General features: G+C 50.2%; 12 protein-coding genes and 1 riboswitch. Of the genes, 10 read left to right on the forward strand and 2 right to left on the reverse strand.

Annotated elements, in window-relative coordinates; all coding sequences use genetic code 11:
• The first annotated feature begins 28 nt into the window (after window positions 1–28).
• Window positions 29–209, forward strand: a riboswitch (Lysine riboswitch).
• A gap of 123 nt (window positions 210–332) precedes the next feature.
• The 9 genes from lysA (at window position 333) to recQ (ending at window position 10,647) form a co-directional block, all read left to right on the forward strand.
• Window positions 333–1,646, forward strand: a complete 1,314-nt coding sequence (gene lysA, locus AYR61_RS07605; protein ID WP_065902465.1) for a diaminopimelate decarboxylase — start codon at window positions 333–335, stop codon at window positions 1,644–1,646.
• 42 nt (window positions 1,647–1,688) lie between these two features.
• Window positions 1,689–2,399 carry a 2,3,4,5-tetrahydropyridine-2,6-dicarboxylate N-acetyltransferase gene (gene dapD, locus AYR61_RS07610; RefSeq protein ID WP_065902468.1) on the forward strand — a complete coding sequence of 237 codons (711 nt, stop codon included), beginning with the start codon at window positions 1,689–1,691 and terminating at the stop codon, window positions 2,397–2,399.
• Window positions 2,400–2,403: 4 nt separating this feature from the next.
• The gene (locus AYR61_RS07615; protein WP_065902469.1) at window positions 2,404–3,555 is read left to right on the forward strand and encodes an N-acetyldiaminopimelate deacetylase; all 1,152 of its coding nucleotides are present in this window, start codon (window positions 2,404–2,406) and stop codon (window positions 3,553–3,555) included.
• 39 nt (window positions 3,556–3,594) lie between these two features.
• The gene (gene dapA / locus AYR61_RS07620; RefSeq protein ID WP_065902470.1) at window positions 3,595–4,515 is read left to right on the forward strand and encodes a 4-hydroxy-tetrahydrodipicolinate synthase; all 921 of its coding nucleotides are present in this window, start codon (window positions 3,595–3,597) and stop codon (window positions 4,513–4,515) included.
• Between the two features lie 2 nt (window positions 4,516–4,517).
• Window positions 4,518–5,300 carry a 4-hydroxy-tetrahydrodipicolinate reductase gene (gene dapB / locus AYR61_RS07625; protein ID WP_054708104.1) on the forward strand — a complete coding sequence of 261 codons (783 nt, stop codon included), beginning with the start codon at window positions 4,518–4,520 and terminating at the stop codon, window positions 5,298–5,300.
• Between the two features lie 583 nt (window positions 5,301–5,883).
• Window positions 5,884–7,083 (forward strand): aminotransferase class I/II-fold pyridoxal phosphate-dependent enzyme, encoded by a 1,200-nt coding sequence (locus AYR61_RS07630; protein WP_056987738.1) that lies wholly within the window; start codon window positions 5,884–5,886, stop codon window positions 7,081–7,083.
• A gap of 77 nt (window positions 7,084–7,160) precedes the next feature.
• Complete coding sequence (gene asd / locus AYR61_RS07635) at window positions 7,161–8,252, forward strand: aspartate-semialdehyde dehydrogenase (protein WP_065902471.1); 1,092 nt, start codon at window positions 7,161–7,163, stop codon at window positions 8,250–8,252.
• 325 nt (window positions 8,253–8,577) lie between these two features.
• Window positions 8,578–8,760 carry a hypothetical protein gene (locus AYR61_RS07640; protein ID WP_054708107.1) on the forward strand — a complete coding sequence of 61 codons (183 nt, stop codon included), beginning with the start codon at window positions 8,578–8,580 and terminating at the stop codon, window positions 8,758–8,760.
• 69 nt (window positions 8,761–8,829) lie between these two features.
• Window positions 8,830–10,647: a DNA helicase RecQ gene (gene recQ / locus AYR61_RS07645; protein WP_065902473.1), complete on the forward strand. Its 1,818-nt coding sequence runs from the start codon at window positions 8,830–8,832 to the stop codon at window positions 10,645–10,647.
• Between the two features lie 276 nt (window positions 10,648–10,923).
• Here recQ and AYR61_RS15525 read toward each other — a convergent pair whose 3' ends face one another.
• Both AYR61_RS15525 and AYR61_RS15700 read right to left on the reverse strand, forming a co-directional pair.
• Complete coding sequence (locus tag AYR61_RS15525) at window positions 10,924–11,955, reverse strand: ABC transporter substrate-binding protein (protein WP_263850108.1); 1,032 nt, start codon at window positions 11,953–11,955, stop codon at window positions 10,924–10,926.
• The gene (locus AYR61_RS15700) at window positions 11,844–12,584 is read right to left on the reverse strand and encodes an ABC transporter substrate-binding protein (RefSeq protein WP_083215522.1); all 741 of its coding nucleotides are present in this window, start codon (window positions 12,582–12,584) and stop codon (window positions 11,844–11,846) included. The genes AYR61_RS15525 and AYR61_RS15700 overlap by 112 nt, the downstream gene beginning before the upstream one ends.
• Window positions 12,585–12,693: 109 nt before the next feature.
• Here AYR61_RS15700 and AYR61_RS07655 point away from each other — a divergent pair, with 109 nt between their 5' ends.
• On the forward strand, window positions 12,694–13,500 hold the full coding sequence (locus AYR61_RS07655; RefSeq protein WP_054708116.1) for a MerR family transcriptional regulator: 807 nt from the start codon (window positions 12,694–12,696) through the stop codon (window positions 13,498–13,500).
• Window positions 13,501–13,594 lie beyond the last annotated feature (94 nt).

The following is a 13,594-nucleotide window of genomic DNA, read 5'->3' on the forward strand; positions in this document are numbered from 1 at the left end:
TCTGAAAGAATCATTATAATATCTTTAGTAAATCGAAGAGGTTGCGACCAATAAGAGTCGGTTAGTCGAGTTTCTGTATGGATGTTGACACTAACTTAAAGGGGCGGTCGCCGAAGCGCTGATAGCATACAGCTATCAGTTAGCTGGGACGTTGTTGAATAAATGACGGACTGTCGCGAGCTACGTGCTCGCGGGGCGCTATCGAACTGATACCAAATGAATCTTGTGATCGAACTATTTTGGGGTCCTTTTGTTTAGCGTAAACAAAAGGGCCCTTTTTTTGATGCAAATTGGCCGCAGCCCACGATAAAAACTATTTGGAGGTCACAGGAATGAGTGAACAAGTATCAAACCAACAGATTAACGATGCAGGACATTTAACCATCGGCGGCGTGGATGCACTGAAATTAGCTCAGCAATACCAAACGCCGTTAGCAGTGTACGATGTGTCAAAGATTCGCGACCAGATCCGCCGGTTTAAATCCGTGTTTGAGGACAACGGCGTCGACTACGCTGTGACCTATGCCAGTAAGGCGTTCGCAACCATTGCCATGTATCAAGTGGTCGACCAAGAAGGCGCCCACATCGACGTGGTGTCAGGCGGCGAACTTTACACAGCCTTGCAAGCGCACTTTCCGGCCGCTAACATCAGTTTCCATGGCAACAACAAGTCCTATGATGAACTTGAAATGGCCATTGAAAATCACGTCGGTACCATTGTGCTGGATAACTTCCATGAAATTGAGCAACTCAGTGACGTGTTGGAGAAACACGATGCCAGCGTTCAGGTTATGATGCGCATCACCCCAGGGATTTCCGCCCACACCCACGAATACATTCAAACGGGTCAGGAGGATTCCAAGTTTGGCTTTGACCTTAAAACAGGCTTGGCAGACAAGGCCTTGCAACAGGTGCTTGCGAACAAGCGGATGAACATGATCGGGATTCACGCCCACATCGGTTCCCAAATTTTTGAACTGAACGGCTTCCAAATGGCAGCTGAAAAATTAGTTGACATTGCTGCCGAATGGCACACCAAGTGTGGGTATCAACCACAGGTAATCAACGTGGGTGGCGGCTTCGGCATTCGCTACACCAAGGATGACAATCCGTTAGCACCCGAAGCGTTTGTCGATGCCATCGTCAAGACAATCAAACAAAGTGCCGCCGATAAGGGATTAACGATGCCAGCGGTTTGGATCGAACCGGGCCGTTCAATTGCCGGTCCTGCCGGTTACACCCTTTACACAGTGGGCGGACGCAAGGATGTTGACGGTCTGACCTCGTATCTGACGGTTGACGGCGGCATGGGCGATAACATCCGTCCCGCGCTGTATCAAGCGGAATACGAAGCCGTTTTGGCTAGTGATCCGTTCGCGAAGACGACCGAAACGGTGCACCTGGCCGGTAAGTACTGTGAGTCAGGCGATATCCTGATCGACCAAGCACACCTGCCAGCCACCAAGCCGGGTGACGTGCTCGCCATGTTGGATACCGGTGCTTACGGTTACTCGATGGCCTCCAACTACAACCGAAATGGTCGGCCAGCCGTTGTGTTTGTCGAAAATGGCAAGTCGCAGGTTGTTGTTAAACGTGAGTCTTACGCTGATATGACGCGGTTAGACCAATCCTACGATCCTGAATAAACTAAAAAAAATTCCTATTATAATTGAGAAAGAGGTATTTAAATGGCAACCCTAGACGCACAAGCAATTATTGATTTTATTGGTAACGCCGACAAGAAGACGCTGGTGAAGGTTTATATCAAAGGCGACCTTGACCAGCTGACCGTCCCCTCAAGCATCAAAGCGTACGTGGAAACAAGGACGGGTGTGTTATTCGGCGATTGGGCTGACATCAAGCCCTTCTTAAAGGATAACCAATCCCAGATCACCGACTACGATATTGAAAATGACACGCGTAACTCCGCCGTTCCATTATTAGATATGAAGGAAATCAACGCGCGTATCGAACCTGGCGCCATCATCCGTGACCAAGTGCTGATCGGCGACAATGCCGTCATCATGATGGGGGCGATCATCAACATCGGTGCTGAAATCGGGGCCGATACAATGATCGACATGGGCGCCGTGCTTGGTGGCCGGGCCATCGTTGGCAAACACGCCCACATTGGTGCCGGAACCGTCCTTGCCGGGGTCGTGGAACCCGCTTCCGCTCAGCCCGTTCGCGTTGACGATAACGTGTTGATCGGGGCAAACGCTGTTGTGATCGAAGGCGTCCACGTCGGTGAAAGTGCAGTTGTTGCGGCCGGCGCCGTTGTGACGAAGGACGTTGCTCCGCACACGATGGTTGCTGGGGTTCCTGCTCAATTTATTAAGAACGTTGATGACCAGACCGAATCTAAGACCGGCCTGGAAGACGATTTAAGAAAGCTGTGATTACATGCCTGTACTAACAGAAGAAAGTCTCATTCAGATTCGGCGTGACCTGCACGCCATGCCAGAGTTAGCCCTCAATGAAGTCCGAACCGAAGCTTATTTGGAGAAAGTCATCAGTGGCTTTAACCAGGCGCATTTGACGGTCAAACACATTGCGGACCTGCCGACTGCCCTGTTAGTACGGGTGGCTGGCAGTCATCCTAAACGCACTTTAGGATACCGCACCGACATTGATGCGCTGCCAGTCAGTGAAAAAACAGGCTTACCGTTTGCGTCAAAGAATCCCGGTGTCATGCACGCTTGCGGCCATGACATCCATATGACGGTTGCGTTGGGTGTCCTGAGTTATTTTTCAGAACATCAGCCGACTGACAACATGATCTTCTTTTTCCAACCCGCTGAAGAAAGTAAGAATGGCGGGAAATTGGCATACGAACTTGGCGTGTTCGAAGGCGAGTGGCGGCCGGATGAATTTTATGGGTTGCACGACAATCCTGATTTGCCTGCTGGCGCGATTGGCTGTCGGATGGGGACGTTGTTTGCCGGCACCACCGAGGTCAACATCGACCTGGAAGGCAAGGGCGGCCACGCGGCCTACCCGCAAGATGCCAACGACATGGTGGTGGCTGCGGCGCAACTGATCGGCCAAGTGCAAACCATCATTTCCCGCAGTATTGATCCCATCGAAGGCGGCGTGATCACGTTAGGCAAGATGGAAGCGGGCACGATCCGCAACGTCATTGCCGGCCACGCTCACATTGAAGGCACCATTCGTGGCCTGACCCAAACGATGATTCAAAAAATCGACCAGCGCCTGCAAGAAGTCGGCGCCGGCATCGCAAAGAGTTTCAATGCGCAGGTGACCGTCACCTTGAACCAGGGTGGGTACCTGCCAGTAGAAAATGACCCAGAACTGACCCGTCGTTTCATCACGTATATGAAGCAAAACGACGACGTCACCTTTATTGAAACGGAACCCGCCATGACCGGTGAGGACTTCGGCTACCTATTATCGAAGATTCCTGGCACCATGTTCTGGCTCGGGGTGGAAGACGACTCCCAGTTGCATTCCGCCACGTTGAACCCAGATGAATCTGCAATTGCAAAAGGCATCACCGGTATTACAGGGTTTCTAGAATCCCGAATGGCTGACTAATTTGCACCCGACAGTTAAAGTAGAAAGAGGAGAACGACTATGACTACATTGAATAACATCGATTTAATGACCGCCATCATTACCCCGTTTGACGGCAACGATAACATTGATTACACCAGTCTGGAACGCTTAACGAACCACTTATTTGAGACGGGCAGCCGCGGGTTCGTCATCGGCGGGACCACGGGCGAAACGCCGACGCTGACCCACGATGAAAAGATCGACCTCTACACGCGTTTTGCGCAAATCGTAAACGGTCGCGGTCCAGTCATTGCCGGTACTGGCAGCAACAATACCCGCGAGACTGCTGAATTAACGCGCGAAGTCTCCCAGATCGCCGGCGTTGATTACATGTTGGTCGTTGTGCCCTACTACAACAAGCCAAACCAACGCGGGATGATCGCCCACTTTACCACGGTTGCGGACGCGTCCGAGAAGCCGTTGATCATTTACAATATTCCGGGGCGGACTGGTGTGACAATGGCAAATGAGACCATTATCGAATTGTCGAAGAATCCAAACATTGCGGGTGTTAAGCAATGCACGTCAATTGAAGATATTGAATATCTGGTTGAACACACGGCGCCCGGGTTCAGCGTGTACTCTGGCGAAGACGCACAAGCCCTCGCTGCAAAGACGGTGGGCGGTGCCGGTGTTATTTCCGTAGCGGCCCACATCTACGGCGCTGAAATGCGCAAGATGTATGATGCCATTGAATCAGGCGACGTTGCTACAGCGGGTCAACTGCAACGTCAGCTAACCCCAAAGATGGCCGCCTTATTCGTGTTCCCATCACCGTCACCCGTCAAGGCCGTTTTAAATGCGCAGGGCTTCGAAGTCGGCAGCAGCCGGATGCCCGTTTTACCATTGAACGATCCTGAAAAGCGGGAACTGGCCGTTGCTTTAGGGCTTGACCAGGACGCACTGTTACACGAAGTTTCGCAAGAGTTAGGAGTATAGCCATGACCACAAAAGTGTTAGTTGCTGGATTTACCGGCGCGATGGGACAAAAGGCAGTCAATTTGGTCAACGAGAGTGATGGATTTGTCCTCACAGCTGTTTTCGCGGCGGGATTAACGTCCACGACACCTGCAGACTACGACTTGCCCGCCAACGTTGCGGTGTTTAGCAGCCTAGCTGATATTGAGACGGATGCTGAGATCTGGATCGACTTTACATTGCCAAGCGCGGTATACGCAGACACGACCTTTGCCATTGAACACGGCATTCATCCGGTAATCGGGACGACCGGTTTAACGGATGATCAGGAGACTGAACTGCAGGCACTGTCAAAAGAAAAGGGACTGGGCGGCATTATCGCGCCAAACTTTGGGATGTCGGCGGTCTTATTGATGAAGTTTGCAAAGGAGGCTGCGGCCTACTTCCCAGACGTTGAGATCATTGAAATGCACCACGGTGACAAGGCGGATGCTCCATCCGGAACGGCGCTGAGTACTGCTAAGTTGATCGACGAAGTTCGGCCGGCGCACAAACAGGGCAACGAAAACGAGACTGAAACGTTAGCCAATGTCCGCGGCGGCGATTACAACGGTATTCGGATCCACGCGGTACGGTTGCCAGGTTATCTCGCCCACGAACAGGTCCTCTTTGGCGGCCCAGGTGAAGCCCTGACCATTCGCCAAGATTCTTTTGACCGCAGCTCGTTTATGACCGGCGTGAAAGTCGCAATCGACAAAGTCAGTGGGCTTTCTGAATTGGTGATTGGGTTGGAAAACGTGCTTTAAACAAAAATAACAAGAAAAAGCGAGAGCACGCAATTCGCCTTGAACTGGATGTCTTTCGCTTTTTTTGACCAAAAATTTTACTGATTTCACCAGGGTAAGTTGTTTTTCTCAGGCAACTTAGTGTTAGCGCATGATGGTGAAATGATGAAGATGATTGAACAATAATGTGTTAATGAAGTGGTTTTCAACATGTCGTACATGCCACAACGTGTACAATTAGACACTATTGCGCAAGTTAAGCTTTCGTGAGCACCACTATGCGTGATAATTTCATATGGTGATTGCTATAAGTATCGTAGCGTAGTGGAGTCGTTCGGAATTGCAGGCTGTGGTGTCGGTGATCGTTAGCGACTGTTCTTTAGTCGGTTACGACCACGGGAGACGTAGGAGATCCTTGGATTTCTGCTAAGACATTCAATAACTCCCCAAAGCGACCCACTTCAGCCTGCAGGGCCGAGCGACGCAACGGAGTGGCAGTTCGAGACATGTTACGGCAATATAGTCTCTATCGATGACTAAACTTGCTCTAAATGCTCTAATTGAATTATAATGTTCTCAATATCTTAAGGATGGTGGATGTGTGATGCCAAAATTGGCGAGTGAGTTATCGGGACAGGTTAATGAACGCCTGAACCAAGTTGGGCCATCGGGAATCCGCGAGTTTGACCTGCGAATTTCATCGGTACCCGACATTATTAAATTAACATTAGGTGAACCGGATATGAATACGCCGGAACACGTCAAAGAAGCTGCAATCAAAAGTATTCAAGCCAATGATTCCCACTATTCTGCACAAAAAGGCACCATTGAATTGCGTCGCGCAATTAGCGGTTACCTGAAGAAAAGTCAGAATTTAGACTATGATCCAGAAACAGAAATTATCGCGACTGTCGGGGCAACCGAAGCCGTTACGGCAACGTTTCTCTCAATGCTGAACCCGGGCGATAAGGTCATTATTCCCACGCCGGCGTTTGCGCTGTATTTCCCACTGGTGACGATTGCTGGCGCAGAATTGATCATGGTCGATACCTCAAAGGACGGGTTTATCCTGACGCCGGAGAGCTTGGAAGCCGTTTTAAAGAAGGAGGGTCCCGCCGTCAAAGCGGTCCTGCTGAACTACCCGGGGAATCCAACTGGTGTGGAATACCCAGAGGAAACGATTGAGGCGCTCGCAGACGTCATTCGCGAACATCACATGTACGTTATTGCGGATGAGATCTACTGTGAATTGACGTATGGTGTCGATCACTTTTCAATTGCCAAGATCCTGCCAGAGCGAACCGTCCTGATCAACGGTCTGTCTAAATCGCACGCCATGACTGGCTGGCGGATGGGCTACATTGCCGCACCAGCAGAATTTACGGCGAACGCTACGAAGATGCACGCCTTCATGGTGACGTCACCGTCGAACCCCGCCCAGGCTGCAGCTACTGAAGCGCTGACCAACGGGTTGGATGATCCCGTTGCCATGCGGAAAATTTACCAGAAACGGCGTGACTTCGTTGAGGCTGCGATTAAGGATATGGGTCTTGACATGGCAACGCCGTCCGGTGCGTTTTACGCATTCGTCAAGATTCCTGAAGCCTTTGGAACCGACGATGTGCGCTTTGCTGAAACGTTAGCGAAGGAAGCTAAGGTCGGCGGCGTACCAGGCAGTGCGTTTGGTGCTGGCGGCGAAGGCTACATCCGCTTCTCCTACGCCGCTTCAGATGAAAACCTGCATGAAGCCATGAAACGGTTGAAGAACTACGTGGCATCACTAACGACAAGTCAGGTTGATTGATTTTAAAACAAAAACCTGTAACAATATGACAAACAAATTCTCTGAGCAGTCGTCAGAGTCAAAACGAGGTATGAGATATGAGTGATAAGTTAAGGGTTGGTGTGATTGGTGCAACGGGGATGGTCGGACAACGATTCATCACCATTTTAGCGGATCACCCATGGTTTGAAGTTGCCGTTGTTGCTGCAAGTGCCCACAGCGCTGGCAAGACGTACGGTGAGGCTGTTGACGGTCGCTGGAAGATGGACACGCCAATTCCAGAAAACGTGAAGAATATGGTCTTGATGGACGCCAGCAAGGTCAACGAAGTCGCTGATCAAGTCGACTTCGTGTTCTCTGCCATCAAATTAGATAAGGCGGACACCCGTAACCTGGAAGACCAATATGCGAAGACGGAAACTCCAGTTGTTTCCAATAACAGTGCGCACCGGTGGACGCCTGATGTGCCAATGATCGTGCCAGAAATCAACCCGCAACACGCTGATATCATTCCATACCAACGTCAACGGTTGGGGACGGAACGCGGCTTCGTTGCCGTTAAGCCGAACTGTTCGATTCAATCCTACACGCCGGCACTCTCTGCTTGGCGCAAGTTTGAACCAACGCAGGTTATCGCAACGACCTATCAAGCCATTTCCGGCGCTGGCAAGACGTTCAAGGACTGGCCAGAAATGGTCGGCAACGTGATTCCTTACATTGCCGGTGAGGAAGAAAAGTCTGAACGCGAACCGCTTAAAATCTGGGGGAACGTGGACGCTGCAACGAAGTCCATCGTGCCTGACGAAGGAACGGTGATCACGAGCCAGTGTCTTCGAGTACCAGTCCTGTATGGGCACACGGCAGCAGCGTTCGTGAACTTTAAGCAAAACCCAACTAAGGATGATTTGATTGAAGCGCTTGAAACTTACTCAGGTGAACCACAAGAACTCGGCTTGCCAAGCGCGCCAAAGCAGTTTATCCAGTACATGACGCAGGATGACCGCCCACAGGTCAGCCTTGACGTGAACTTTGAACACGGCATGGGCATCTCAATCGGCCGGTTGCGCGAGGACAAGATCTTCGATTGGAAGTTCGTCGGCCTGTCGCATAACACGGCGCGTGGCGCTGCCGGTGGTGCGGTTGAGTGCGCGGAACTCTTAAAGGCTAAAGGGTATATTTCTGCAAAGTAGAGTGTGGAGGCAGGCGGTTAGCTTATGCAGTAGCCCTCTGCCTGCTGGAACACGTTTCAGCTACGAAGCCAAGAAAGTCAGCGCACTGTAACCGTCCAAAAAGTAAAAGCCAAAAAAGCTTTGGGATTTTAATGTCCCAAGGCTTTTTTGCGTATAACAGTGAACCCCTTTAAATCATCTGAGAATTTTTAGACAATAAATAAGGCTATTGTCAATTTTCGCCCCACTGGCTAGGCGTTGATTATCTCTCTCTGGTATAATCGACCAAGAGAAAAAAACAGTTCCAAATCGAACCACGTAGTTAGAAGAAGTGAGGGAGAAACAAATGATTTTGTTGATTGTGTTTGAGCTAATTGTGGCAGTGGGGTACGCGGGCATCACCGCGTTGCTGATGAGTGTGCAGTATCACGACCATGCGGTGACCCTAACGTCGTTTCGCAAACATCTGATGTATGCGCTGTTCGTTTGGATCGTACTGATCATCATTGAAGTGGTCGTGTTTTATTGATACGGGTAACCGGCGACGCCAAAATCTGATAGAATTGAACTAATCATTTTAAAGAAGGGAATTGACACCATGACGCCGCAGGAAATATTAAAACAACAGTTTGGTTATGACACGTTTCGACCGGGGCAGGGAGACGTGATCGACCATATTATGAACCACGAGAACGTCCTGGCGATTATGCCGACAGGTGGCGGGAAATCGCTGTGTTACCAGATTCCAGCATTGCTGCAGGATGGACTCACCCTGGTGGTCTCACCGCTGATCTCGCTAATGAAGGACCAGGTGGATGCACTCAATGAAAACGGCATCCCGGCGACGTTTATTAACAGCTCGCTGACGTACGGAGAAATCAATGACCGTTTTGACCAAGCGCAGGATGGCCGAATAAAGCTGCTCTATGTGTCGCCGGAACGGCTCGATTCAGGTTATTTTGACCGGTTGGCAGAATTACCAGTTGAACTGGTCGCCATTGATGAGGCCCACTGTATTTCACAGTGGGGACACGATTTTCGCCCAAGTTATCTGAACTTGACGGCGACGATTCAACAACTGCCATCCAACCCAACTATCGTGGCTTTGACCGCCACGGCCACGCCGAAGGTCGCCAAAGATATCATGGACCGGCTACAGTTGGATGCGGAGGTCAAAACGGGGTTTGCGCGTCCCAATTTGTCGTTTAAAGTGGTTAAAGACCAAGACATTGACGCGTTTTTGATCGATTATTTAAAAACCAATGCTGACCAATCTGGCATCGTTTACGCCTCAACGCGTAAGGAAGTTGAACGCCTGACAAAGTTGCTGCAACATCACAAGGTGGCCGCAACCATGTACCACGGCGGTCTGACCAAGAACCAGCGGCGTGAAAACCAAGATGATTTTCTGTACGATCGTACGCCGGTGATGGTGGCCACGAACGCCTTTGGGATGGGGATTGACAAGAGTAACGTCCGGTTTGTGATCCACGCTCAGGTGCCGGGTAGTCTGGAATCGTGTTACCAAGAAGCTGGCCGTGCTGGTCGGGATGGATTACCTAGTGAAGCAATCCTATTGTTCAAACTGGCTGACGTTCAGATTCAACAGTTCCTGATCGACCAATCTGAGCGTGATGAGCAGAATAAACAGCGTGAGTACGAAAAACTTCAGGCGATGACCCAGTATGCCAACACGCCGGAATGTTTGCAGAAATACATTTTGGGCTACTTTGGCGAAACCTGCGATGATTGCGGGCAGTGCAGCAACTGTCTGGATACGCGTGAAAGTCAGGACATTACCGTGGATACACAAAAGGTGCTGTCGTGTGTGAAACGGATGAATGAACGATTTGGTAAAAGTCTGGTGGCTCAGGTGCTTGCTGGGTCGTCTAACCAGCGTATCAAGCAATTTCATTTTCAGAGTTTATCCACTTATGGTCTGATGAAGAATCGTAAACAAAAGGCCATTGCGGATCTAATCGATTTTTTGACGGCTTCCGGCTACCTCGCAGCGGAGGGCGGGCAGTATCCCGTTTTGAAACTGACCCCCGCTGGCGTTGACGTGTTGAAGGGTGAGACCCAGGTCTTTCGCAAGGAAGCTGTTAAGGTCGACCACACCTTGCCAGTTAACAGCGAGCTGTTTGAAAAGTTGCGTGTTCTTAGACGTGAATTTGCTGAAAAACAAGGGGTGCCACCGTTTGTTATTTTCTCGGATAAAACGTTGCGTGATATGTGTGCGCAGATGCCGCAGACCCTTGATGATATGCTGAACGTTAAGGGGATCGGCGCTAATAAGCTGGAGAAGTATGGCGATGAGTTCTTGGCTGTTGTGCGGGCTGAGGGGGACGCTTCTGACGTTGAAGATGCTGAAGAGACCGCAGGAGTTGCGGCTTCTAATGCTGATGATGGTGAATAAATTGATCGACAAAAAAGACATCTGTCCTGTTGGGGAGATGTCTTTTTTTAGTTACGCTTCCAAAATTGAATTTCGAAAAACAAATAGTTAAGTGTAAGTCAACTGTAGGGAAACAAGTTCTGCTCAGCATTGCGGTGTGGTTCTCTGTCCTCGAGCCGAAACGGGTTCCAGAAAGCAGAAGGTTGCACACAAGCCAACTCTGACACAAATTCCAAGACCGGGAATTTCTGTCAGAGTTAGCTTGTGCTCCACCTTCTAACCGCTTTCTTCCACCCTCTACTTCACCAAATACGCACTCTTATAATCCGCAACCACCCCACTAATATTATAAACAACCCCATTCAACTTAGGATTCGACAAGTAGGAGTCCGCCTGCTGGTACAGGGGCGTGACCGCCTGGTTTGTCATCAGCAGTTTTTCTGCATCCAACATTTCTTGCCAACGATTGAGTTGATTGCCAGTCGGATTGTTACTGATTTTGATAATCAGGTTATTATAGGCTTTATTTTGCCAGCTGCCGTAGTTGAACCGGCTGTTGGCTGTCATGATCTGCAGGAAGGATAGTGGGTCCGGATAGTCGGCACCCCAGCTGCTCAGTAGTAATTGGTACTGGCCGTTCAATGCCAGCCGATTTGCTGTACTGGTCCGGACGGTCCGGATTTTTACGTCAAAATGGTTTAGTTTTGTTTCTAACTGGTGTTTAATGTTAGTAGCGACTCGTTTGCTGGCCCAGTCGTTCGCAACGGTCAGGGTCAGGCTGTAATGGGACAGATGCAGTGTTTGCTGAGCTTGTTGCCACTCCTTCTTGGCCAGCGCAGTGTTCCCTTTAACGGTGCTTTGCGCAGCTTGCTGGTCAGCAAAGTCGGCCTTTGTTTTAACGTTCTTGCTCAGCCCCGCAGTCACCAGTCCCTTTGGTGCTAACGAGGCATTTTTGAGGGCGTTGTTGATCAGCGTTTTTCGGTTAATGGCGTGGGAGATGGCTAACCGCGCGTCCTGATTGTTGATCAGCTGGTCGGCCGTTTTATTGGTGGTCTTAAAATTGTAAGAGATAAACCGCATGGATGAAAATGGACGAACGAGGTAGTCGGGCTGATTTTTATTTTCAGTGATTTGATTATCAAACAACTGAACCTCGTCCAGCTTACCGGCCCGGTAATTTTTCAGGTCGGTTTTTAACGACGTCGCGGTGGTGATGGTTAACCGGTGGAGGTACACGTGGCGCTTATCCCAGTAGTAGGGGTTAGGTGCCAACACACGGGTCTTGCAATTTGACCGCCATTTGACGAGCTTAAACGGCCCACTGTACAGCTGGGTGCTGGCTCTTTTGCCATACCGAGTGCCATATCTTTGCACCTCAGTTTTGCTTTGCGGGGCGAATAAGGGTAAGCTAGAAGGGTCTTAAAATACGCAATCGGGTGATCCAGAGTAACCCGCAAATGATGAGCGGACACCGCTGTGACACCAAGTTTGCTGGCGGGAAGCTGCCCGCGACGAATCGCAGTGGCGTTTTTAATGCCGGCAAATAAGTTGGCATTGACCGAGTGGGTCGATTTCGCAATCGTTCGTTTCCAGGAGTACACAAAATCCTGGGCAGTTATCGGCTGACCATTGGACCAGCGGGCGTTTTGGCGAATCGTGAAATCGTAAATGGTACTGTTATGGCTGACCTGCGTCTTACTGGCGAGGCCGGCAACCAGATGACCGTTTTTACCCTGACGAAACAAGCCCTCAGTTGAACTGCGGAGCTTTGAAAAACTCGTCACTTTAGAAATGTCAACGGTGTCCGGTGGTGTTTGTTGCACAATGGTCACGTTTTGGTTGTGCAACATGACGCCTTTGTTATCAGATTTGGTGGCTGACTGGGTGCTTGGGTGACAGCCGGTGAGCACCAGCAGAGTGAGTCCAAGGACCCCCAGCACAGATAGCAATCGTTTCATAACGATGTTCCTTTCGTAAAAATTGCTTATGAATTGATAATAGAAGAGCAGAAGAGCCCTGTCAAACACGATTGGGCCATAAATGATGAAATCAAGGAATGACTTAAAAATGGAAGATGTATTATTAACGGCGGGACAGTTTGCGGCAATGCTGAAAATTGACCGTCACCAACTAGATTGGGCGGATGAGCGGGGCTTGTTTGTTCCCGTTAAACGGGAAAATAACGGCCATCGCTGGTATGGTCTGTCACAGGTAAACGCATGGCTGACACTGCAGTCACTGCAAGAACTGGGTGTTGCCGAAACAGATATCAAAACAATGATGTCCCAGACAACCGACTTTTCCAGCTTACTACACCAGCAACAAAAATTATTGAATCGCCAAATTGAACGCCTGACAGCTGGTCAGGAACAGGTCAGTGAACTGATTACCGCAAATGAGACGGCCAACCGGGCAGTGCCTGACCAGGTGACACTCGTGAACCGAGCACCGCAGGACATGCTGCTGACCCCTGTTACAAGTGAGACAAAGTCAGAGTCAGCACTGATTCAGGCACATCTTCAAACGCTGACTGCTGGCTTAGACGTTCCCGTAGCGACGCTCATTGTGGGAAAAATTCGTCCACGAAGCGATGTGACGGATCATAGTTTAGATCGGTTAACAGGAGTGTATACGCCACTGATTGGTGGTAACAGCGCGTTAGCGAAACACACGCGGGCAGCAGGCAGATTCTTATTGCTGTACCACCACGCTGATCAGCCTTTAGAAGTGGGGTATCAGCGGCTATTGGATTATGCGGCTGATAACCACTTGGCACTGGGCGAGCACTTCTTTGAGAGCACGATCCCAACGGCATTGCAGACGCCGTTGATTCAGGGGCCGGTGGTGCGAATCTTTGTTGCTGTGAGGGCGTAAGAGCGCGGAGCAAGGTGTTTTGAGGGCGGAGCGCGTTTCGGCTAGGTTGCGAAGAAAGTTAGAACCTTTCGAACCGCTTATAACACAAAACTTA

The organism is Secundilactobacillus paracollinoides, from assembly GCF_001702155.1.
Classification (GTDB): Bacteria; Bacillota; Bacilli; order Lactobacillales; family Lactobacillaceae; genus Secundilactobacillus; species Secundilactobacillus paracollinoides.